21 protein-coding genes and 1 tRNA gene are annotated in these 22,741 nt (G+C 63.3%); 6 read left to right on the plus strand and 16 right to left on the minus strand.

The annotated features are described in order from the left end of the window. Positions 1 to 118: 118 nt before the first annotated feature. From AC1AXT_RS01135 to AC1AXT_RS01190, 12 genes are all read right to left on the minus strand, one after another. Positions 119 to 733: an NUDIX domain-containing protein gene (locus tag AC1AXT_RS01135; RefSeq protein WP_476539928.1), complete on the minus strand. Its 615-nt coding sequence runs from the start codon at positions 731 to 733 to the stop codon at positions 119 to 121. A gap of 90 nt (positions 734 to 823) precedes the next feature. Further along, positions 824 to 897, minus strand: a tRNA-Leu gene (locus AC1AXT_RS01140). A gap of 65 nt (positions 898 to 962) precedes the next feature. Further along, positions 963 to 2,405, minus strand: coding sequence for a pyruvate kinase (gene pyk, locus AC1AXT_RS01145; RefSeq protein WP_476539930.1), 1,443 nt, complete (start codon positions 2,403 to 2,405; stop codon positions 963 to 965). Between the two features lie 159 nt (positions 2,406 to 2,564). Next, complete coding sequence (locus AC1AXT_RS01150; RefSeq protein ID WP_476539932.1) at positions 2,565 to 3,551, minus strand: TerC family protein; 987 nt, start codon at positions 3,549 to 3,551, stop codon at positions 2,565 to 2,567. A gap of 45 nt (positions 3,552 to 3,596) precedes the next feature. After that, positions 3,597 to 5,708, minus strand: a complete 2,112-nt coding sequence (gene uvrB, locus AC1AXT_RS01155) for an excinuclease ABC subunit UvrB (protein ID WP_476539934.1) — start codon at positions 5,706 to 5,708, stop codon at positions 3,597 to 3,599. Further along, positions 5,708 to 6,382 carry a dephospho-CoA kinase gene (coaE, locus tag AC1AXT_RS01160; RefSeq protein WP_476539936.1) on the minus strand — a complete coding sequence of 225 codons (675 nt, stop codon included), beginning with the start codon at positions 6,380 to 6,382 and terminating at the stop codon, positions 5,708 to 5,710. Before coaE ends, uvrB begins: the two co-directional genes overlap by 1 nt. A 116-nt stretch (positions 6,383 to 6,498) precedes the next feature. Continuing rightward, positions 6,499 to 7,335 (minus strand): hypothetical protein, encoded by an 837-nt coding sequence (locus AC1AXT_RS01165; protein WP_476539938.1) that lies wholly within the window; start codon positions 7,333 to 7,335, stop codon positions 6,499 to 6,501. A 44-nt stretch (positions 7,336 to 7,379) separates the two neighbouring features. Then, complete coding sequence (locus AC1AXT_RS01170) at positions 7,380 to 8,078, minus strand: hypothetical protein (RefSeq protein WP_476539940.1); 699 nt, start codon at positions 8,076 to 8,078, stop codon at positions 7,380 to 7,382. A gap of 56 nt (positions 8,079 to 8,134) precedes the next feature. Next, positions 8,135 to 8,917, minus strand: a complete 783-nt coding sequence (locus tag AC1AXT_RS01175; protein WP_476539942.1) for a hypothetical protein — start codon at positions 8,915 to 8,917, stop codon at positions 8,135 to 8,137. Positions 8,918 to 8,947: 30 nt separating this feature from the next. Further along, a complete protein-coding gene (locus AC1AXT_RS01180; RefSeq protein WP_476539944.1) occupies positions 8,948 to 9,781 on the minus strand; it encodes a GIY-YIG nuclease family protein in 834 nt (277 codons plus the stop codon). A 375-nt stretch (positions 9,782 to 10,156) separates the two neighbouring features. After that, entirely contained in the window at positions 10,157 to 11,638 is a 1,482-nt protein-coding gene (gene rpsA, locus AC1AXT_RS01185; RefSeq protein ID WP_476539946.1) for a 30S ribosomal protein S1, read from the minus strand. Between the two features lie 140 nt (positions 11,639 to 11,778). Continuing rightward, positions 11,779 to 12,657 carry a bifunctional methylenetetrahydrofolate dehydrogenase/methenyltetrahydrofolate cyclohydrolase gene (locus tag AC1AXT_RS01190; RefSeq protein ID WP_476539948.1) on the minus strand — a complete coding sequence of 293 codons (879 nt, stop codon included), beginning with the start codon at positions 12,655 to 12,657 and terminating at the stop codon, positions 11,779 to 11,781. Between the two features lie 145 nt (positions 12,658 to 12,802). Here AC1AXT_RS01190 and AC1AXT_RS01195 point away from each other — a divergent pair, with 145 nt between their 5' ends. The 3 genes from AC1AXT_RS01195 (at position 12,803) to AC1AXT_RS01205 (ending at position 15,619) form a co-directional block, all read left to right on the plus strand. Beyond that, positions 12,803 to 13,810 carry a metal ABC transporter solute-binding protein, Zn/Mn family gene (locus AC1AXT_RS01195; RefSeq protein ID WP_476539950.1) on the plus strand — a complete coding sequence of 336 codons (1,008 nt, stop codon included), beginning with the start codon at positions 12,803 to 12,805 and terminating at the stop codon, positions 13,808 to 13,810. An 84-nt stretch (positions 13,811 to 13,894) separates the two neighbouring features. Then, positions 13,895 to 14,782, plus strand: a complete 888-nt coding sequence (locus AC1AXT_RS01200) for an ABC transporter ATP-binding protein (protein ID WP_476539952.1) — start codon at positions 13,895 to 13,897, stop codon at positions 14,780 to 14,782. 3 nt (positions 14,783 to 14,785) lie between these two features. After that, positions 14,786 to 15,619: a metal ABC transporter permease gene (locus tag AC1AXT_RS01205; RefSeq protein ID WP_476539954.1), complete on the plus strand. Its 834-nt coding sequence runs from the start codon at positions 14,786 to 14,788 to the stop codon at positions 15,617 to 15,619. A gap of 53 nt (positions 15,620 to 15,672) precedes the next feature. Here the strand turns inward: AC1AXT_RS01205 and ispF are convergent, their stop codons facing one another. Beyond that, complete coding sequence (gene ispF, locus AC1AXT_RS01210; RefSeq protein ID WP_476539956.1) at positions 15,673 to 16,212, minus strand: 2-C-methyl-D-erythritol 2,4-cyclodiphosphate synthase; 540 nt, start codon at positions 16,210 to 16,212, stop codon at positions 15,673 to 15,675. Further along, entirely contained in the window at positions 16,209 to 16,811 is a 603-nt protein-coding gene (locus AC1AXT_RS01215) for a CarD family transcriptional regulator (RefSeq protein ID WP_476539958.1), read from the minus strand. The genes ispF and AC1AXT_RS01215 overlap by 4 nt, the downstream gene beginning before the upstream one ends. 146 nt (positions 16,812 to 16,957) lie before the next feature. On the opposite strand from AC1AXT_RS01215, the gene glgB reads away from it, so the two are divergent. Genes glgB through AC1AXT_RS01230 form a run of 3 tightly spaced genes read left to right on the plus strand, consistent with a single transcriptional unit; the run spans position 16,958 to position 21,058 of the window. Continuing rightward, entirely contained in the window at positions 16,958 to 19,228 is a 2,271-nt protein-coding gene (gene glgB / locus AC1AXT_RS01220; protein WP_476539959.1) for a 1,4-alpha-glucan branching protein GlgB, read from the plus strand. A 20-nt stretch (positions 19,229 to 19,248) separates the two neighbouring features. Next, positions 19,249 to 19,968, plus strand: a complete 720-nt coding sequence (locus AC1AXT_RS01225; protein ID WP_476539961.1) for a response regulator transcription factor — start codon at positions 19,249 to 19,251, stop codon at positions 19,966 to 19,968. Between the two features lie 10 nt (positions 19,969 to 19,978). Beyond that, entirely contained in the window at positions 19,979 to 21,058 is a 1,080-nt protein-coding gene (locus tag AC1AXT_RS01230; protein WP_476539962.1) for a sensor histidine kinase, read from the plus strand. Positions 21,059 to 21,062: 4 nt separating this feature from the next. Here AC1AXT_RS01230 and AC1AXT_RS01235 read toward each other — a convergent pair whose 3' ends face one another. Together AC1AXT_RS01235 and AC1AXT_RS01240 are read right to left on the minus strand one after the other, a co-directional pair. After that, positions 21,063 to 21,821 (minus strand): ComF family protein, encoded by a 759-nt coding sequence (locus tag AC1AXT_RS01235; protein ID WP_476539964.1) that lies wholly within the window; start codon positions 21,819 to 21,821, stop codon positions 21,063 to 21,065. A 24-nt stretch (positions 21,822 to 21,845) separates the two neighbouring features. After that, the gene (locus AC1AXT_RS01240; RefSeq protein WP_476539966.1) at positions 21,846 to 22,670 is read right to left on the minus strand and encodes an HAD-IIB family hydrolase; all 825 of its coding nucleotides are present in this window, start codon (positions 22,668 to 22,670) and stop codon (positions 21,846 to 21,848) included. Positions 22,671 to 22,741: the final 71 nt, after the last annotated feature.

A 22,741-nucleotide genomic window follows, 5' to 3' on the forward strand; every position in this document is an offset into this window, starting at 1 on the left:
CCATTGCTTGCGGATCCTTAAGGCGCCCCACGCCCTGCCGCCATGCGGGCAGGTTGTCCGGTTCTTTTCCAAGCCAACATCTTACACTGCCGACGAACAAGGCGCGGCAGGGCGCCTTTCAGTTGTTTTCAGACGTTTCGTCGGGCACCCGGAAATGTGGGGAATGGTAGAGCCGCTGGATGGCGATGACGGACTTCGCGTCGAGGATCGTGCCGTTGAGCACCATGTCGTACGCTTCCTTGGGCGTATAGAAGCGCACGTAGGAACGGCTGGCGTCGGTCATGCCGCCATCGCCCACTTCCTTAAGCCCGTATGCGAAGAACAGGGACGTGTACTGGTTGGAGAAGCTCGGCGTATTGATGAAGCGGCAGAACTGCGTGAACTGCTCGGCTTCATACCCCACTTCCTCGCGCAGCTTGCGCTGGGCGACTTCCAGAGGGCTCTCCGACTTGCGCGTGGCGTGCCCTGCGGGGATTTCGAGCGTCCAGCGATGCACCGGAATGCGGTACTGCTCGACGAGCGGGATCTTGCCCTCGGGCGTCAGGCCGATGACGCCGACTGAATCGCCATTGTTCTTATGCAGCAGGAACCGTTCGAAATGGCCTACTTCATTGGAATTGAAAGCTACATGGTCGATATTGAAATAGTGGCTGTTGACGACGGACTCGCGGGTCTCTTCCTTGATCGGCGTCGGACGCCACGGGTCGAAACGGCGATAGGTCTCCTTGGTCATTGCATTCCCCCTTCATCGGCGAGAAGTTTTCGTTTTCAATGATAAGCAGATTAACCGCCCAACCGGCACCGGTATTCCCAGATTCCAAGGTGCCCCCGGTGGGACTCGAACCCACACTGCGCAGATTTTGAGGCTGCTTCCTCTACCAATTGGGATACAGGGGCATGGCCGTTGACGGCCGTATGCGAATATACCACACCGGCCGTCAACGGACAAACGCGCGTGGCGTTCAGTCGCAGGCGCCGACCGTGTGCACGTAGATCGAGTCGGTGCGGCCCGGCTTGTGCTCGCCCTGGGCGGAGCTCAGCACGACGATCTTATCGCCGTTGGAGACCTTGCCGGCCTCGCGCAGCACCTTGTCGGTGAAGACCATCAGGTCCTTGCGGGACATGTCGTGGTAGTCGTCGTCCAGCAGCACGCCTTCGGTGCCCCAGCTCAGGGCCAGCCAGTGGTAGGTATGCTCGTTGGTCGTCAGGCCGTAGATCGGCGTGGCCGGGCGTTCGCGGGACACGCGGTGCACGGTGGAGCCGGTCTGGGTGTAGGCGACGATGGCCTTGGCGTTGAGCTTGTCGGCAAGGTCGACGGCGGCCGAGGACACGGCGCCGGTGCTCGACATGTCGAGGTTCTTCAGCTTCGGGATGCGGTCGAAGCCATGCTCGGTGGCATAGCCGGAGATGCGGCTCATCGTCAGCACCGTTTCGGTCGGATAGTCACCGACGGCCGTTTCGTTGGAGGTCATCGTGGCGTCGGTGCCGTCGAGCACGGCGTTGGCGCAGTCGGACGCCTCTGCACGGCTCGGGACCGGGGAATGCACCATCGAGCCGAGGACCTCGGTGGCGACGATGACCGGCTTGGCGTACTGGCGGGCCAGTTCGATGCAGCGCTTGGTGACGAGCGGAACCTCTTCGAACGGCATCTCGACGGCCATGTCGCCACGGGCGACCATGATGCCGTCGAACGTCTTGACGATATCCTCGAGGTTCTCGACGGCCTGCGGCTTCTCGATCTTCGCGACGATCGGGATGCGGCGGCCTTCCTCGTCCATGATTTCATGGGCGCGGTCGATGTCGGAGGCGAAGCGCACGAACGACATGGCGATGATGTCGGCGCCGGTGCGGATGGCCCAGCGCAGGTCGTCCTCGTCCTTTTCGGTCAACGCCGGCAGCGAGACGGCGACGCCCGGCAGGTTGATGCCCTTGTGGCTGGACACGGGGCCGGCCACGACGACCTTGGTCACCACGTTGTTGCCCTCGACCTTGACGACCTCGAGGCGCACCTTGCCGTCGTCGATGAGGATCGGGTCGCCCGGGTGGCAGTCGCCCGGCAGCCCCTTGAACGTGCAGGACGTGATGTGCTCGTCGCCTTCGATGTCGTCGGTGGTGATGATGAACTCCTGGCCGGCCTTGAGCTGGACCTTGTCCTCGCCGTCGGCGTTCTTCTTGAACCAGCCGCAGCGGATCTTCGGGCCCTGAAGGTCGACGAGGACCGCGACGTTGCGGCCGGTCGTCTTGGAGGCTTCGCGCACGTTGTTGTAGACGCGGAGATGGTCATCCGGAGTGCCATGCGAACGGTTCAGGCGGGCGACGTCCATGCCCGCCTCGACCAGCTTGGTGAGGTTCTCGAGCGATTCGGTGGCGGGACCGATGGTGTCCACAATCTTGGCTTTGCGCATGAATATTATCCCTTTTCACTATGAAACCGGGCCTGGGGCCCGCTTGTCGCTCACCAGTGTAGCGCGGCGCCCCGAAAGAATCACCTGAAGGACGCCGTTTTTCCGTTATCGGTAACAGGCATTGCCGCGCATGGGTTTGGCTACACGCAAAAGGCCCATTCAGTCCTTGCGCGAGGATGCGAGCGAGCGGTCTTTGAGGATGCTGGCCACGGCCGCCCCGCCAATCGAGACGATGATGACGGCCAGAGAAAGCCATGTCGGGATTTCCGGCACCCACGACACGGGCTGGCCCGAATTGATGAACGGCAGCGTATTGCCGTGCAGCGCCTCCATGATCAGCTTGACGCCGATGAAGCCAAGCACGATCGACAGGCCGACGGGCAGGTAGACGAGCTTGTCGAGCATGGCGCCCAGCAGGAAGTACAGCTGCTGCAGGCCCAGCAACGCGAAGACGTTCGCCGTGAACACGATGAACGGGTCCTTGGTCAGGCCGAAGATCGCCGGAATCGAATCGCATGCGAACATGACGTCGGTCGTGCCGATCGTCAGGAACACGATGAGCATCGGCGTGAAGTACTTGACGCCGTCGTGCGTGACGCGCAGCTTCTTGCCATCGTAGTCGTTGGTCATGTGCGTGACCTTGCGCAGCAGGCGGATGACGCCGTTCTCATGGAACTCCTCGTCGTCGTCCTCGCCGCGCGCGACCTTGACGGCGGTGTAGATCAGGAAGGCGCCGAACAGGAAGAACACCCAGGTGAACCGCTCGATCAGCGCAGCGCCGACAAGGATGAACAGGCCGCGCAGGACCAGCGCGATCGTGATGCCGACTGACAGGACGTATTTCTGCAGGTTCTTGGGCACTGAGAAGTTCGACATGATGATGACGAACACGAAGAGGTTGTCGATGCTGAGCGAATACTCGGTGAGCCAGCCCGAATAGAACTCGATGGCCGGCTTCGAGCCGGCCACGAGCCACATCAGCGCGCCGAACACGATGGCTGCGCCGACGAAGAACGCGATATGCCGTACGCATTCGCCCGTCGAGGGCACATGGGGCTTGCGGCCGATGATGAACAGGTCCACGATGAAGAACACGCCGAGCACGACGTAGGTCGCGATCATAAACGCAAGAGGGGTTTCAGCCATAAGCCAACAGCATACGTTCGCAGGGTGACGCAGCCACCCCTCTCGCTATTTTGCCGCTTCGGTCATGCCGCGCAGCTCCTTCTTCAAATCGCGGATTTCGTCGCGCAGGCGCGCGGCGAGCTCGAACTGCAGCTGCTCGGCGGCCGTATGCATCTGTTCGGACAGCTGGCGGATGAGGTCGGCGAGGTCCTGGGCCGGCAGCCCGGCCTTGAGGATCTCCTCGTGGCGCCGATCGCTTTCCTCCGGGCTGGCGGCCGGCACGCCCAGATGCGAATTGCCGGCCTTGTTGGCGTTGCGGTAGCCGCCTTCCAGCAGCTCCTGCGTGTCGACGTCCTCCTTGGCGAGCATGTCGTTGACGTCCGAGATCTTCTTGATCAGGGGCTTCGGATCGATGCCATGCTCCTTGTTGTAGGCGATCTGGATGTCGCGGCGCCGGTTCGTTTCGCTGATTGCCTTGTCCATCGCGTCGGTGACGTCGTCCGCGTACATGATGACGGTGCCGTCGACGTTGCGCGCCGCGCGCCCGATCGTCTGGATCAGCGAGCGGTACGAGCGCAGGAAGCCTTCCTTGTCGGCATCGAGAATCGCCACCAGCGACACTTCGGGCAGATCGAGGCCCTCGCGCAGCAGGTTGATGCCGACGATGACGTCGATCTTCCCCTCGCGCAGCTGCCGCAGCAATTCGACGCGGCGCAGCGTGTCGACGTCCGAATGCAGGTATTCGACCTTGATCCCCCGCTCCAGCAGGTAGTCGGTCAGGTCCTCCGCCATCTTCTTCGTCAGCGTCGTGACCAGCGTGCGCTCGTTCTTCGCAACGCGGTCCTTGATTTCGGCAAGCAGATCGTCGATCTGCCCGTCGACCGGGCGCACGTCGATCTTCGGGTCGACCAGGCCGGTCGGACGGATGATCTGCTCGACGACGCCGTCGGAAAGCCCCAGCTCATAGTCGCCGGGCGTTGCGGACAGGTACACGGTCTGCCCGACGCGATCGAGGAATTCAGGCCACTTGAGCGGCCGGTTGTCCATCGCACTCGGCAGCCGGAACCCGTGCTCGACCAGCGTGCGCTTGCGGGAGGCGTCGCCTTCGTACATCGCGCCGATCTGCGGCACGGTGACGTGGCTTTCGTCGATGACCAGCAGGAAGTCGTCGGGGAAGAAGTCGAGCAGCGTATGCGGCGGCGTGCCGGGGGCGCGGCCGTCGAAATGCCGCGAATAGTTCTCCACACCGGAGCACACGCCGACCTGCGAAAGCATCTCCAGATCGTAGGCGGTGCGCATCTGCAGGCGTTGCGCCTCCAGTTCCTTGCCCTGCTTGCGCAGCTCGGCGAGCCGTTCGTCGAGCTCCTTCTGGATGGACGTCAGCGCCCGTTCCATGCGCTGGGGTCCGGCGACGTAATGGGATGCCGGGAAGATGTGCACCGATTCCTCCTGGCGGATGACGTCGCCGGTGAGCGGATGCAGCATGGATATCCGGTCGATTTCGTCGCCGAAGAACTCGATGCGCACCGCGAGCTCTTCATAGACCGGAATGATCTCGACGGTGTCGCCGCGCACGCGGAACGTGCCGCGGGTGAATGCGATGTCGTTGCGCTTGTACTGCATGTCGACGAACGTGCGCAGCAGGGCGTCGCGCTCGATCTGCTGCCCCTCCTTCAGGAACAGCATGCGGCCGGCGTATTCCTCCGGCGTGCCCAGGCCGTAGATGCAGCTGACGGTGGCGATGACGACGCAGTCGCGGCGCGTCAGCAGGTTGGCGGTCGCCGCATGGCGCAGCCGCTCGACGTCGTCGTTGATATTGGAATCCTTTTCGATGTACGTATCCGTCTGCGGGATGTAGGCTTCCGGCTGGTAGTAGTCGTAATAGCTGACGAAATAGCTGACGGCGTTGTCCGGCATCAGCTCGCGGAATTCGGCGCACAGCTGCGCGGCTAGCGTCTTGTTCGGCTCGATGATCAGCGTGGGCCGCTGCAGCCGCTCAATCAGCCATGCCGTCGTCGCCGTCTTGCCGGTGCCGGTGGCTCCCATCAGCACGACGTCGTTCTCGCCGCCCTCGATGCGTTCGGCGAGTTCGTCGATGGCCTGCGGCTGGTCGCCGCTCGGCTGGTACGGCGACTTGACGACGAAGGGCTTGTCGGCACGTTCGATATTCGTTCCCATTACGCTGCCTCCCGCTTGAACTGCGCATAGAGCCTGTCCGCTTCCTCCAGCATACGCGGCAGCGGCTCGGTTGTGTCGATGACGATATCGGCGATGGCGCGGCGCTGCGCTTCCGTAGGCTGCGAGCGGATGCGGCCGGCCGCCTGCCGTGCGCTCATGCCGCGCGTGGCGACCATCCGCTCGATGCGCAGCGTTTCAGGGGCCTCGACCGTCACGACATGGTCGAAGGAGAACGGCAATGTATCGACGACTTCCGCCAGCAACGGGATGTCGTGGACGACAACGCCGCCGGATACGCCCCGTTCCGCTTCCTGCGCAAGGGAGAAGATCGCCGGGTATTCGATGGCCATAAGCCGTTCGCGCGGCGTCAGGTTGATGCTTTCCCAAGATTCACCAGCGGCGTTGGTTTGTTCGGTATCGCTTTCCTCGGCTCCCCCGAATACGTATTGCGCCATCCAGCCGCGGTCAAGCGTGCCGTCGGCGCTGATCGCTTGCGGGCCGAACTGCGCGGCAATCTCCTGAAGCACCGACGAGCCGGGCTCCACGACGCGACGCGCGAGCACGTCGTAGTCGATGACATAGGCGCCCAGCTCCCCCAAACGGCGCGAAACGGTGGATTTGCCTGCGGCGATGCCGCCCGTGAGGCCAATGCGGACAATCTTCACAGCGCCCATCATACAAGCCTTAAGCCCGGCACTGGAAAATAGGCGCCCCGCTCGGCGCAAACCGAACGGGGGCCATCAAACAGCATCAAGCGAATAGGCCGAAAGAAACCTACTGGCGCCCACGTTCATTCACCCACACGGCAGACTTCAGGCGGACAGCTATAGAAGACGTCGTCACTGGAAAGGGGCGCAAGCTCCTCCCCATACCGCTGGATGACGACGCACAACGTGCCGCCGGGAGGATTCTGCGCATCCACCTGGAACCCATATTCCATAGGATCGGTACCTGCTGCAAGCGCCGTAACGGTCAAAGGCTCCTCTACCATCTGAATGGCTGCTGGAGGAGATCCAGACCCTTCATAGATTGCCTCGCAGTCGGCCGCAGGGTTGATATCGCAATCGACCCGATAGGTATACCGTGTAATGAGCCGCAGCCCACGCTCAAGCTGTTCCTTGGAGGGCTTCTCCTGGTAGTCCATCGACATCGCTATCTGCGTCTGTCCGGAGGGCAGCGGATTGTCGTCTCCCAAGCCGCTCAGATCCAGCAGGAACGCATCCTCGTCCTCCGGGCTTTCGGACTGCTGGCTGATTTCTATGCAGCCACCGTTTGGCTTGCAGAATCTTCCCCATATGCGAACCATCCATAAATCATCCCAGGAAATCGCCTCCCTAGTGGCATAGGTCTCTTCGTAGGATGGTTCAGCATCATCTGCAGCAGCTGCGGAAGTCGACGTCTTCGGCGATGACGACGGGGAAGCCGCGCTCCCGGTCGTTTCGCTATTCACGGCCGGTGACTTCCTATCCGTAGCTGCATTTGCCGTCTCGCTATGGGCACTGGAGCGCTCCTCGTCCTGAGCCGCGGACGTCGTCCGCACGGAAGGCAGCATGAGGCTTCCTGCCAGCAGCGCAATGCTGCCGACAATGCCCACGATATCGGCGATCATGATCGGCTTGTCAGCCATGTTTTTCCCCTTCCCCCATCTGATCGATGCACTGCCTGGCAGCCCTAGCGGGCGTACTGCGACATGCGCAGCCGGTCATTTTCCCGTTCCAGCTCTTCCTGCTGATCCTTAAGCTCCCTGATTTGGCACTCAAGCTGCTGTATTTGCGCGCATTTGAGCGCATAGTTCTCCTGGGCGGCATCGGCGGCTTGCGTGCATCTGGCAAGTTCGCGCTGCTCCTGCGCAATCTGCTCACGTCGCTGACCATATACTTCCTGCCATTCGCGGGCCTCCTGCACGGAATCGGCCTGCCCGCAGGCAAGCGCATGGTGCAGATCCTGCGCACCGGCATCGGTGCGGAATCCCTGCGGCAACGCCTGCAGCAATTCCCGGCGCTTTTTGTTGGCGTTTTCCCCAGATGCTTTCGATGCGCGCTCAAGCTGCCTCAGCCCTTGGGCATTCGGCGCTATTTTCTTGAGAAGGATAAAAGCCGTCAACCCATAGGCGAAGCATGCCAACGCTATGACGGCCGGCAATGAAGCATATGCGGTACCCGCCAGCACCATGCATACGGCAATCACGAATACCAAGGCGCCGATTCCCGTCGCGCATTCCACATGTTTGTCCAGCATGGCAATGATTCCCAGCCGCTCGCGAACGGCTTCGCTCCTGTCCGCCTCGTCATTGCCGCGAACCAAAAGCGACTGGTATTGGCCGAGCACCTGCATGACTTGATGAAGTCCGTTATCGGTTCCCATTGTCATCACCCTTCCTTATGCCTGAAAGCTAGAGGGGGCTACCCCTCGTTTTCGCAATCGATTCAGCTGATTTCGCCAGCCAGCACACGTTCGGGATCAACGCCGTGTGCTGCGATGGTGCCACGCAGGGAGCGGTTTTCCTGCTGGACCTGGGAATACAGCGTGTTCTGCGCGGAAAACAGCCGTTGGACTTCCACTAGATCGACCAGTTCCAAAGTGCGGGACTTTTGAAGGTATTCCGCTTCCCGGTCACGCTGCTGCTCCTGTTGGGACTGCAATCCGCTGATTGCCGCTGCATGGCATGCGCTGTCATAGTCGATGCTCGCCTGGCGAAGGTGGAATCCTTCCCCCTGTGGCAGCCGTGCACGCAGCTCGCGCAACACGGAAGGGTCCCGATACCATTGCGGAATGAGCCGAAGGATTCCCCGCTGCTGCTCTTCCAGCTTGCGCAGAGCCGTACGCGCCTCTTCTCCGTGTTGCGCGTCGTCGCCCAGAGGCGACACTTCACTTGAAAGTCCCTGCAGCTTGGCCAAAGCAGTGATAAGAGCTGCAACGGCAAGGATGCCGAACAGCCATGCGCACGGCTGAATGCCCTCCATCTGCTCGGCAACGGCAATGATGATCGCCATGCCGCCGCTTGCCGTGGCGACGATCAGCCATGCCATGGCATTGAGCAAACGCTGCTGCGTTCTCTCAGGTGAATGCGCCCGGTCATCCGCTATCCGTTGCTCCAGTTTCTCCCGGCGATCCAAGGCAGACGAAACATCCAGAAGCGTCTTGCGAACCTGGTCGTCATTAAGTTCGCAAAGACGGTCAACCTGCTTCACTGGTACAGCACTGCTCATGGCTCCCCCTTCTCTCCCCCCTGTGTGTGCTCAGTTGGCGTTATATCCGTTTATCCGCGTTGCCAGCGCCTGCTTCCACCATGCTTCACGCTCGAGAACGCGGTGAGGATCCACTCGCATGTTGTAATTTTCAAGCAGCACGAACTGGAAATGTTTGCGCGCGTAGTCGATGCCCTGCGCATTGATGAGATCGGTCAGCATGACGTTGCCGCCATGGCCTGTTTCGATATACTGTGCCCATCGGCCCAGTATTCCACCATTGAGTGAGGTCGCGGACCCGATATACAGCGCACCCGTCGACCGATCGACAATGGCGTATACGCCTTGCTGATGTTCCAAAGGCATCATCCATTCACTCCGGTGCTGCCGGATGATGCGTTCCAATTCAACGAAGCCTAGGCAGATATTGTCATAGCCAGGAAAAGCTTTCCCGCCATATGGTTCCGGAAGGATCTCAAGCACCGTCATCTCGTCAATAAGGCCGGTCGCCCATCTTGCGGGCTGCTGAGTGTCCTTATGGTATCCAACGATCACCCGTCCGAACAGCGGCCGGAATCGCTCTTCGTATTCGCCGCGATATTTGTTGGCTGGAGTTTCGTCCTCACTGGCACAAACCTTGAGGATGCCGGCAAGAAGCCATTGATCGCCATCAAGATGAACCAGCGACAACACGCGATACCCTATGCGCAATGTTTCGTATCGTCCTCGGTTCAGTGTCCATTCCGCATCGAACGCAGCAGGATCGTCAAGGTATACGTCCAGAGCGTTGACTTCGGCTGTTCCCCGATTGAAACGGACCTTGGTTTCGGACAATTCCCGGCTGTCCAGTCCAAGAATCTGATTGAGCTTTATGGCAGCGGTCATAATGCACCTCCGTCAGCTGGATTGCCTGCGGCTTCCTTGCCGCATAGCCCATAAGCCTACCCCCCCCCCCGCTGTTTTTTGTCAACTTTTGCCGGGATGGAATGGCAGCTGTCAATCACCGTTTTTCAAATCACAGCGGCATATATCGGGAATGGAATCGAAGTATTTTACATGGACACAGAGCAACCTTTTCCTTATCCGCAAACGGTCTTTTAGACTTGAATTCGGAGACTAGGCAAAAGAAAATGCACGCTGAGCCTCGCAACGTGAGGTTATGTTGAAATGCCGCAAACCCATAAACGTAAAAAGGGATTCCAGCCAAAACAGCTGGAACCCCTTTCCTATCCTCGCTAGAGGAACCTAGCTTCTAGAAGCTCACTTCTTCTCGCTCAGCAGCTGCTCGCGCAGGGCGGCCAGCTGGTCGGAGTCGGCGAGGGTGCCGTTGGAAGTGGATTCGGAGGAGTAATTGGAGACTTCCTCGACCTTCTCTTCCTTCGGGGCGGCCTGGCCGTCCTCGGCAGCGGAAGCCTCGGCGTTCTCGAGCTCCTTGGCGACGAACTCCTTGTGCTCTTCCCACAGGTCGTGGGCGGCAGCGTACTGGTTCTCCCACTCTTCACGCTGCTGCTCGTAGCCGGCGATCCACTCGTTGGTGTTCGGGTCGAAGCCTTCGGGGTACTTGTAGTTGCCCTGCTCGTCGTATTCGGCCGGCATGCCGTACAGCGCCGGATCGAAGTCCTCGGAAGCCGGGTCGACGGAGTCGTTGGCCTGCTTGAGGGACAGCGAGATGCGGCGACGGTCGAGATCGACGTCGATGACCTTGACGAAGACCTCTTCGCCCGGCTTGACGACGGTCTCCGGGTTCTCGACATGGCGGTTGGCGAGCTCGGAGATGTGCACCAGGCCCTCGATGCCGTCCTCGACGGAGATGAACACGCCGAACTGGACGATCTTGGTGACCTTGCCGCGCACGATCTGGCCCGGCACGTGGGTGCGGGCGAAGCGCTGCCACGGATCTTCCTGCGTAGCCTTGAGCGACAGGGAGATGCGTTCGCGGTCGAGATCGACGTCGAGCACCTCGACGGTGACCTTGTCGCCGACCTTGACGACCTCGGACGGGTGGTCGATGTGCTTCCAGGACAGCTCGGAGACGTGGATCAGGCCGTCAACGCCACCGAGATCGACGAATGCGCCGAAGTTGACGATGGAGGACACGACGCCTTCGCGGATCTGGCCCTTCTTGAGCTGCGAGAGGAAGGTCTCGCGCACTTCGGACTGGGTCTCCTCGAGGTACTGGCGACGGGACAGCACCACGTTGTTGCGGTTCTTGTCGAGCTCGAGGATCTTCGCCTTGATGGCCTGACCGATGTACGGCGACAGGTCGCGCACGCGGCGCATTTCAACGAGCGAAGCCGGCAGGAAGCCACGCAGGCCGATGTCGACGATGAGGCCGCCCTTGACCGCTTCGATGACGGTGCCTTCGACGACGCCATCGGCTTCCTTGATCTTCTCGATATCGCCCCAGGCGCGCTCGTACTGCGCGCGCTTCTTGGACAGGATCAGACGGCCTTCCTTGTCTTCCTTGGTGACAACGAGGGCCTCGACGGTATCGCCGACTTCGACGACGTCGTCGGGATCGACGTCCTTCTTGATGGAAAGTTCGCGGGAGGGAATGACGCCCTCGGTCTTGTAGCCGATGTCGAGAAGGACCTCGTCGTGATCGACCTTGACGACGGTGCCTTCGACCAGATCGCCATCATCGAAGTTCTTGATGGTGGAATCGACTGCCTTGATGAAGTCGTCCACGCTGCCGATGTCGTTGAGCGCGACCTTGGTGACTTCGTTATTGTTCTCTGCCATGTAATGTGGTTTCTTACGAATTGAGTAGGTGGATAATATCGGTATTCAATTATGCCGAACGCGTTGCTGGCGCATTCGGTTTTCCACTGTACCCGAAGCCGTGGTCGTTTCACAGAGGAAAAATTCGGGCGTGTCGCGCCCTACAGGTACAGGCGTTCCGCCATTTCCACGACGTTCTCCAGCAGCATCGCCCGCGTCATCGGACCCACCCCGCCCGGGTTGGGCGTGTAGGCGCTTGCCTTGCCATAGCAGTCCGGATCGACGTCCCCCTTGATGCGGTATTTCCCGGCGACCGCGTCATACCAGCGCGATACGCCGACGTCGACGAGCACGGCGCCGTCCTTGACCATGTCGGGGGTGACGAATCCGGCGGAGCCGACGGCGGCGATGACGACGTCCGCCCGCGAAACGTGCTCCGCGACGTCGCGCGTGCCGGTATGGCACAGCGTGACGGTGGCGTTGACGGCCTTGCGCGTCAGCATCAGGCCGATGGTGCGCCCGATGGTGATGCCGCGCCCCAGCACGCACACCTCCTTGCCCGCCAGATCGATGCCGTAGGCCCCCAGCAGCTCGAGGATGCCCCTAGGCGTGCACGGCAACGGGGTCTCAAGCCCCGAACCCACGTGCAGCACCAGTTCCCCGAGATTGTACGGGTGCATGCCATCGGCGTCCTTGGCCGGATCGATGGCGTCGATGACGGCGTTGCCGTCGATGCTATCCGGCAGCGGCAGCTGCACGATGTAGCCGGTGCATGCGGGGTCGGCGTTGAGGTTCTCGCAGGCGTCCAGCACGTCGCGCTGCGTGGCCTGCGCCGGCAGCTCCACCTTGATGGAGCGGATGCCCACCTCGGCGCAGTCGGAATGCTTGCCGGCGACGTATTTGACGGAACCGGGGTCCTCGCCTACCAGCACCGTCGCCAGGCCCGGGACATGGCCTGCTTCGGCAAGCCTGTTCACGCGCTGCGCGAGCTGGGCTTTCTTTGCGGCGGAAACCTTTTTGCCGTCGAGTATGATTGCCATCGGAAACCCTTTCGTTGGTCGGTTGCGGCATGTGCCGGCACCCGCACCACCTTAGCGCGTGAGGACAGCTCCGGCGCGGGCGGTCTTGACAGGCGGCTGGCGGAAGGAAGAGACGATGGACGACCATAGGCGGTGAAGGAACCCGATGAAGCGACCCGCAAGGACAATCTGGAAGATCGCGGCCGCGGCGGCCGCATGCTGCATGGCGCTGGGCGCCGCCGGATGCGGCTGGGCCTCGGTGGACGACTCGTCGTCGCCCAGCGCAAGCACGTCCGCCGACGCCGGCCCCATCACCGTCGTCGCGTCGCTGAACCAATGGGGCTCCGTGGCCGAGCAGATCGGCGGCGACGACGTGTCCGTCACGTCCATCCTCGGCTCGGCATCCGTCGACGCCCATGATTTCGAGCCCACCACCGCCGACGTCGCCAAGCTGGAGAAGGCGGACGTCGTGCTGGTCAACGGAGCCGGCTACGACTCCTGGGCCGACAAGGCGCTGGGCTCGGGCGCCACGCGCATCTCGGTCGCCGAAACGGTCGGCGCCATGGAAGGCGACAATCCGCACCTGTGGTTCTCGAAGGACGCGCGCAACGCTGTCGCCAAGGAGCTGTGCGATACGTTCAGCAAGCTGCGCAGCGACAGGAAGGATGCGTTCGAAGCCAACTACGCCTCCTGGTCGAAAGGCGAAAGCGCCCTCGAGGAGACGATGAAGGAATTCAGCGCCGCGCACCCCGGGCTGCGCTATGCGGCGACCGAAAGCCTCGCCTACTACCTGATGAGCGACCTGGGGTTCGAGGACGCCACGCCGAAGGGCTTCGCCCAGGCGATGGCCAACGGCAGCGAGCCCGCGGCCTCCGATATCAAGGAATTCCAGGAACTGATCGACGGCAGCGGCGTGTCGCTGCTGGTCAACAACGCGCAGGAAAGCAACGACACGACGAAGGAACTCGTCAAGCTGGCGCAGTCGAAGGGCATCCCCGTACTCGACGTCACCGAACAGATGCCGCAGGACGAGCAGACGCTGACCGACTGGATCTCCTCGCTGGTCGAGCAGGTGTCCTCGGACCTCCAGCAAGAGGACGAGGCATCCGGCGAGCCGTCGGCGCAGGCTACGCCCAGCGGTTCCGCCGACGCTTCCTCCAGTGCCGCGCAGTGACCGGCTGCGAACCTTATTGAGAATGATTGTCAATAGCGGGTGCCAAGGTGGCCACAACCGCCAATCCTGTGGAATCGAGGGAGCATGACGTCAAGCGAAAACGCGCCGGCCATTGCATGCCGCGGCGTCGCGATCAAGCGCGGCGGAAACCTCATCTGGAGCCAGGGCACGTTTTCCATTTCCTCCGGCTCCGTCACCGCCATCGTCGGCACGAACGGCGCCGGCAAGACGACGCTGATGAAGGCGGAGCTCGGCCTCATCCCGATTGCCGAGGGGACGCTGGACGTGCTCGGCAAGCCGGCCGGCACGATGAACCAGCAGATAGGCTACGTCCCGCAGGCGTACGTGTCGCAGATCGACTCGTCGCTGACCGCCGAGCAGTCGGTGCTGCTGGGGCTGACCGGCACCCGGTTCGGCTTCCATCCGGTTACGCGCGCGCAGAAGGCGAAGGCGATGGAGGCGATGGAATTCACCGGCATCGCGGACAAGGCGAAGATGCGCCTGTCCGAACTGTCGGGAGGGCTGCGCCAGCGCGTCGCCATTTCCCAGGCGCTCGTTTCGGACCCGCGCCTGCTGATGCTCGACGAGCCGCTGGCCAACCTGGACCTGTCGAGCCAGCGCTCGACGGTGCGCATCCTGGCCAAGCTCAACCGGGAGCTCGGCATGACGATCCAGGTCGTCGCCCACGACCTCAACATGCTGCTGCCGATCCTCGACGGCGCCGTCTACCTGCTCGATGGCCACCCCCACTACGCCAGCCTCAACAAGGTCCTCGACTCGAAGCTGCTCACCCACCTGTACGGCACCAACGTCCAGGTCGTCACCACGCCGCAGGGCGACATGTTCGTCACGCCCACTTCCGACCGGCCCGGGCAGGGCGAGCGGGACATGCACCAGGCATCCGAACTGGCCGGATACCACCACCATCATGACCATGAGGACGACGCGCCACGCGCCGCACGGAAGGACTAGCACATGGGCGCTTCATTGTCGTACGACCCCCAGTGGATGGACACGCTCGGCACGTCCTTCATGACGCGGGCCTTCATCGCCGGGCTGTGCATCGCCGTAGCGGCCGGCATCGTCGGATACTTCACGATTGCGCGCCAATCGACGTTCGCGGCGCACGCGCTGGCCCATATCGGCCTGCCGGGGGCTACCGGAGCGGTGCTGCTCGGACTGCCGGTATCGCTGGGCATGGGCGCATTCGCCCTTGGCGGGGCGCTGGTCATCGCGGCGCTGGGCAAGAAGGCGTCGCAACGCGAAATCGCCACGGGCACCGTGCTGGCATTCGCCACCGGCCTGGGCCTGTATTTCGCGCGCATGTCCAGTTCCGCTTCCCAGCAGTTCCAGTCGATCCTGTTCGGATCGATCCTGACGATCACCCATGACCAGATCATTGGCTTCATCATCTTCGACGTCGTGCTGCTGGCGGTGTTCGCCGTCGTCTACCGCCCGATGCTGTTCAGCTCGCTCGACGAGCAGGTGGCCCAGGCCAAAGGCGTGCCGGTAACGCTGATGAACGTGCTGTACATGGCCATCCTCGCCGGCGTCATCACGATTGCGGTCCCTGCCGTGGGCACGCTGCTGATCTTCGCACTGGTGGTCACGCCGGCCGCCACGGCGAACATCGCGACCGCCTCCCCGTTCAAGGCGATGGCAATGGCCACCGGCCTGTGCCTGCTGGCGATCTGGGGCGGCCTGGTGCTGTCCGCGATGTTCCCCGCTCCGCCGAGCTTCGCGATCGTCACGCTCTCGACGCTCTTCTGGGGCATCGCCAAGGGCGTGGAGGCGCTGCGCAAGCGCTAGAAAATCAAGCTCCTGACGAGTAGCTGGGCAGCTTCTTGTTCTGGGGGGCAGAGCTATTCAGCCCGCGCTTCATCTGCACGGCGCAGCAGCGCCGTGGCCATCGCCGCGATGCCTTCGCCGCGGCCGGTGAAGCCCATGCCGTCGCTTGTCGTCGCGCACACCGACACCGGGCATCCCATCGCGCCGGACAGCGCTTCCTGCGCTTCGCCACGGCGCCTGCCGATTTTCGGACGGTTGCCGATGACGGTGACGGCGGCGTTGACGGGAACCCAGCGTGCTGCGCGCAATGCCGCAGCGACTTCTTCCAGCATGGCGATGCCGTCCATGCCGGCGCCGCGCGAATCGGGGCCGACGCCGAAAAACGAGCCGATATCCCCCGCTCCTGCAGCCGAAAGCGCCGCGTCGATCAGCGCGTGGACGGCGACGTCGCCGTCGGAATCGCCGTCGATGCCGCTGCCCTCGCCTTCCCATGCCAGCCCGCACACCTTCAGCGGATGAGCGGGATCCGGCTCCGTTAGGAAACGGTGGGCATCAACGCCAAGGCCGGTCCTCAGGGACTCCCCGGGGACCGGCCCAATGGCTTGTACGGTCATTTCTTCTTCTTCGCCGTCTTCTTGGATTCGGCTTCGATGCGCGCCAGCGTATCGGCGGCCGCTTCCTGCGGAGCGAACGTATGGTGGCCATCGTCGCCCGGCTGCGGCTCGGCATAGCCAAGATTGACGTCCAGCAAACGCTGCGCCTCCGACTCCTCGAGCTTTTCCGACAGCGCGATTTCAGAGGTCAGGATGCTGCGGGCCTTGGTAAGCATGCGCTTCTCGCCGGCGGACAGGCCGTGCTCGTCGACGTCGCGCTGGGCGAGGTCGCGGACCACTTCGGCGATCTTGTTCACGTCGCCGGTCGCGATCTTCTCGACGTTGAGCTTGTAGCGGCGCGACCAGTTCATTTCCTTTTCGATGATCGGCGTACGCAGGATCTCGAAGACCTTGGCGACTTCCTGTGCGTCGACGATGTCGCGCACCCCTACCTTCTTGGCGTTCTCGACCGGCACGTTGATGACCAGGCCATCGGAAGACAGCACCGAAAGCTGCAGGTATTCCCTCGTGATGCCCTTCACCGTACGTTCGGTAATGGCCTCAACCTTCGCCGCACCGTGGCGTGGATAAACGACCATATCGCCGACTTTGTACCCCATGAACCCTCCGTTTTGGCAGACGTAAACATCTTTATTGTGCCAGCGGCGGTGGACGATGCGCCGCCTTCAGCCAAAAAGTAAGAGAATTGTCTGGGAATGTGAGTGAAAGGCCCCCGAATCTTCACATTCATGCTTATGCTTTTGCCATGACAACAAAAACAACATCAAAGAAAGGCGCCGCCGCACTGGCAGCGCCGGTCGCGGTGAACGCCGACCAGCTCAACGCAGTGAGCAACGGCCAGTTCTACAACCCGCACCAGATTCTCGGCGCCCACCTCGGGGAGGGCAAGGACGCCGCATCCACGACGGTACGCGTGCTCAAGCCGCTCGCCAAGTCCGTGACGATCGTCACGCCGGACGGCGAGACCCCGGCGACGCACGAACATAACGGCGTGTTCGTCGCCGTCGTGCCCTCGGTACGTTCCAAGGGCGGCCAGTACGGCGTCCCGGACTACCGCATCCGCACCGAATACGAGAACGGCGACGTGACCGTCTGCGACGATCCCTACCGCTACCTGCCCACCATCGGCGACACCGACCTCTACCTGTTCGGCGAGGGGCGCCACGAGCGCCTCTGGGAGGTCATGGGCGCGCACGTCAAGTCGTACGACGACCCGATGGGCTCCGCCGACGGCACGAAGGGCCAGCCGGTCGAAGGCACCGCGTTCACCGTGTGGGCGCCCAACGCGCATGCCGTGCGCGTCGTCGGCGACTTCAACGGCTGGGACGGCCGCGCGTTCGCCATGCGCGAACTGGGTTGCTCGGGCGTCTGGGAGCTGTTCGTGCCGGGCGTGGGCGAAGGCGAGATCTACAAGTTCGAGATCCTCAACGCCTACGACAACTGGGAGATGAAGGCCGACCCGATGGAGCGCTCGCACGAGATCCCGCCGCGCACCGGCTCGATCGTCGTCAAGTCGCACCACGAGTGGGCCGACCAGGACTGGATGGAGGCCCGCGCCGCCACCGATCCGCACCAGGGGCCGGTCAGCATCTACGAAGTGCATGCCAACAGCTGGCGCAAGGACGTCCACAATTACCGCGAGCTGGCCGACAAGCTCGTTCCCTACGTGCAGAAGCTGGGCTTCACGCACGTCGAGTTCATGCCGCTGGCCGAGCACCCGTTCGGCGGCTCCTGGGGCTACCAGGTTACCGGCTACTACGGCATCGACTCGCGCCTGGGCTCCCCCGACGACTTCAAGTACCTCGTCGAGAAGCTCCACGAGGCCGGCATCGGCGTCATCATGGACTGGGTGCCCGCCCATTTCCCGAAGGACTCCTTCGCGTTGGGGCGCTTCGACGGCACGCCGCTGTACGAGGATCCGGACCCGCTGCGCGGCGAACATCCCGACTGGGGCACCTACATCTTCAACTTCGGCCGCCGCGAGGTGCGCAACTTCCTGGTGGCGAACGCCGGCTACTGGCTGGCCGAATACCACATCGACGGCCTGCGCGTCGACGCCGTCTCCTCGATGCTCTACCTGGACTACAGCCGCGAGAACGGCCAGTGGCGCCCGAACCGGTTCGGCGGCCGCGAGAACCTCGAGGCCATCGAGTTCATCCAGGAAGCCAACGCCACGGCGTACAAGAACAACCCGGGCATCATGATGATCGCCGAGGAATCGACCGCCTACCCGGGCGTCACGGCGCCTACCGACGCCGGCGGCCTGGGCTACGGCCTCAAGTGGAACATGGGCTGGATGCACGATACGCTGCAGTACCTGCACGAGGAGCCGATCAACCGCAAGTGGCACCACGACGAGATCACGTTCTCGATGGTGTACGCCTATTCGGAGAAGTACGTGCTGCCCATTTCCCATGACGAGGTGGTGTACGGCAAGGGGTCGCTGTACGGCAAGATGCCGGGCGATGACTGGCAGAAGTACGCCGGCGTGCGCATGCTGTTCGCCTACCAGTGGGCGCATCCGGGCAAGAACCTGTCGTTCATGGGCAACGAGCTTGCCCAGTACGGCGAATGGGACTGCAACGGCCAGCTCGACTGGGACTGCCTCAACTGGCCCGACCACCGCGGCGTGCAGGAGCTGGTGGGCGACCTCAACGCGCTGTACAAGAGCCGCCCGGCGCTGTGGAGCCAGGACTTCACGCCCGACGGCTTCCAGTGGCTGACCAGCGACGATGCCGACCACAACGTGCTGTCGTTCATGCGCATCGGCAAGAACGGCGAGACGATGGTCGTCGTCGTCAACTTCTCGGGCAGCGCATGGCAGGACTACCAGGTGCCCCTTCCCAGCGGAGGCCGCTGGAAGGAAGTCCTGACGACCGACGACGAGAAGTACGGCGGCTCCGGCATCCATAACGCCAATATCGAAGCAGTGAACGAGCCCTACCATTCGCGCGACTGGTCCACGAAGATCACCGTCCCGGCACTCGGCGCGGTGTTCCTGGAACCCCAGGACTAGTGAGGAAAGCGAAGGGAATCATGATCAATACGTCAGCGCAAAAGGCTACGCCGCGCACCGTGCTCATCGTCGAAGACGAGCCCACGCTCGCCACGGCGATTGCCCAGCGCCTTTCCGCAGAAGGCTGGAGCGCACGCGTGGTGGCCGACGGCGCAAGCGCCGTGCAGGCGTCGATGCAGCTCAAGCCGGATCTGGTCATCATGGACGTGATGCTTCCGGTGATGGACGGTCTGGAGGCCACCAAACGCATCGTCGCCGAACGTCCCGTTCCCGTGCTCATGCTGACCGCCCGCGACGACGAAGCCGACAAGATCATCGGCCTCGGCGCCGGCGCTGACGACTACATGACCAAGCCGTTCTCGATGCGCGAGCTGATCGCCCGCTGCAAGGCGCTGCTGCGCAGGGTCGATCGCGCGAAGGTGATCGCGAAGAATTCCGAAACCGAGAAGATCCTCGACTTCGGCTCGCTGGTCATCGACCCGGCGCAGCGGCTCGTCACCCTCAACGGCGAGCCCGTGCACCTGACCCCCACCGAATTCGACCTGCTGGCGACGCTGGCACGCAAGCCCAAGAGCGTGCTCACGCGCGAAAAGCTCCTCGAAGAGGTGTGGGACTGGGTGGACGCCTCCGGCACGCGCACCGTCGATTCGCATGTCAAGGCGCTGCGCCACAAGCTCGGGCCGTCGATGATCCGCACCGTGCACGGCGTCGGGTATGCGTTCGAGCCTCCGGAGAGGTAAGCCGGACGCAATGACTGCTTCGCACCAGGAGAAGGGGCATTCGACTCATGGCCATGCCTTGAAGGTCGAACGCCCCTTCGGCTTGTTTACCTCATTGAAAGTGGAGCTGAGCCTGCTCATCGTCGTGTCGACGGTGATGGCCTTCCTCATCGCGTGGTTCCTGTCGAAGGCGGGCATCAACGGATGGTTTTCCATGCCCATCGCCATCGTCGTCACGCTGGTCTTCACCTACTATTTCGCCCGGGGGCTGACGGCCCCGCTGCGCCAGATGCGCAAGGCGGCCGAGGCGATGGCCGAAGGCGACTATTCGGTGCGCATGGCCGTGGACACCCACAGCAACGACGAGATCACGCAGCTGGCGCTGACGTTCAACGAGATGGCCGAGGAGCTGCAGCACGCCGACCAGATGCGCCGCGATATGGTGGCCAACGTCAGCCATGAGCTGCGCACCCCCGTCTCCGCGCTGCAGGCGATGGTCGAGAACATGGCGGACGGCGTCGTCGAGCCGACCGAAGCGAACCTGGAAAGCATCCTGCAGCAGACGCACCGCCTGTCGGACCTGATCGCCTTCCTGCTCGACATGTCCCGCATGGAAGCCGGCGCCGCATCGCTGAACGTGCAGGAATTCAGCTTCGCCAACTTCATCGACGAAACGGTCGGCCCCCTGGAAATCGCCGACGCGCGCAGCCATACGATCGAGCTGCACGTCCCCGACGACATCGTGATGGAAGGGGACGAGAACCGACTGCGCCAGCTGTTCACGAACATCATCGGCAACGCGCTGAAGCATTCGCAGGAAGGCGCCACGATCCTCGTCGAGGCCCGGGAGGACCTGGAGAACGAAACGATCGTCACCAACGTCGTCAATTTCGGCTCGCAGATCCCCAAGGAAGACCGCAACACCATCTTCCGGCGGTTCGTGAGGGGCCGGTCGGGACCGGGCACCGAATCGGGAGGCACCGGCCTAGGCCTGTCGATCGCCCGGTGGGCGGCGCAGCTGCACGGCGGCACCGTGCAGGTCGTCGACGACGACCGCGGCGTCGATTTCGAAATAGTCCTCCCCCGCTACCACGACGGGATGGCCGACTGAGGGCCTATTGCCTGGGCGTGGCCGCAAGGCACAGCGCGCTGATCGCCGGCAGCCCTTCGCCGGCCAGCGCCTGGGCGCATGCCCCCATCGTCGCGCCGGTGGTGACGATGTCGTCGACGATGACGGCGGCTGCCGTGGCGCCCTCCCCCACTTCGGCGAGGAAGCCGCGCGCCGGCTGCGCCGTGACGGCGTGCGCGATGCGGCCGGCGCGCTGGCGCACCGAGGCCTCTTCCACCGATTTGCCTGCAACGGCCCGGCGCCGGGGCTGCTCGTGGCGCAGCAATGCCACGGCCTGCGCTCGGATGCCCCTGGATTGCAGTGCTGCGGCTACGCTGCGCGCCAGCGGGACGACATGGCGCCTGCCGCGAGCCCGCTCGCTGGAAGGAGACGACGGGGCCGGCACCACGGCGACGACGTCGAACCGCCTGCACATGCTGGCCAGGGGCGCTGGCGGCTGGCACGGCACCGTTCCCGCCGCCAGCGACGACAGGGCGTCGCCGAACGGCCCGTCGCATTCCTCGTCGCCATGGTCCTTCCATCCGAGGATCGCCTCGCGGATGCGCCCCTCATAGCGGGCCGCAGCGAAGCCGGCCCCCAGCAGCGCCGAAGGCAATGGAAACGATGCAGGCCGCTGCAGCAGTGCACGGCACCGGCCGCACAGCGTTTCGTCGGGCATGCCGCAGCCGGCGCAGCCACGCGGGAACAGCACGTCGCGCAACGCTGCGCCCCATTGACGTGCGGCGGCGCCTTCCAGCCTCGTCATCGCAGGCAATCCATCCAGGACGGTTCAGCGTCCGCGTGAGGACAGAATCTCGTTCATCGACGCAACGACCCGCAGCGTATCCTCGGGGCCGGCGACCCGCAGCGCCTGCGTTCCGGCGCGGGCCGCCGGATAGTCGTTGCCGTCGGGATCCATCCGGTCGCCGATGAACGCGATGTCCGCCACGGCGATGCCGAGATTGGACGCCAGCTCGCCCACCGCATAGGCCTTGTCGACGCCGCGCAGCGATACGTCGACGCTCGTCGAGCCACCCGAACGCACCTCGAGATGCGGCACGTCGGCCTGCACGGCTTCCTTGAGCATGTTCTTCTTGACGTTCGTCGGGTCCCACGCTTCCTTGGCTTCCAGCGGGGCCTGCTGGCCCAGCGCCGAAAACGTGATCTGGCTGCCGCGGTCCTCGATCCGCTCGCCCCAGGCCCGCTCTTCCCACAGCCCCAGGCGCCGCGCGTTGCGTTCCAGCGAAGCGGCGACGCGGCGGCGGTCCTCGTCGCTGAGGTCATGGCGGTACTGCAGCGCCCACTGCGTGCCGTCCCAGCGGTAATAGCGCGTGCCGCTGGTCGGCATGAGATGGAGATTGGCCCGGCAGGCGCTGTCGGTAAGCATGTCGGTGACCTGGCTGGTCACCAGCGCCATCGTGCCGCCCGATACGATGGCGACCGGAAGATGGGAAGTCAGCTCGGAAAAGGCCTGCGCCATCGGCAGCTTCATCGGCTTCTTCGAGCGGGCCAGCGTGCCGTCAAGGTCGAACGCCACCAGCCTCACGCCGGCACAGAGGGCGTCGATATCGACGTCATGCCAGTCGGGTACCTGCACGTGGCCGTCTGCGTTCATGGGCGTTCCTTCCTTGTTCCGGATTGCGCGGGCACTCGCCCGGCGGCTAGCGCACCATCATAGCGCATGCT

The organism is Bifidobacterium sp. LH_450 (assembly GCF_056356715.1).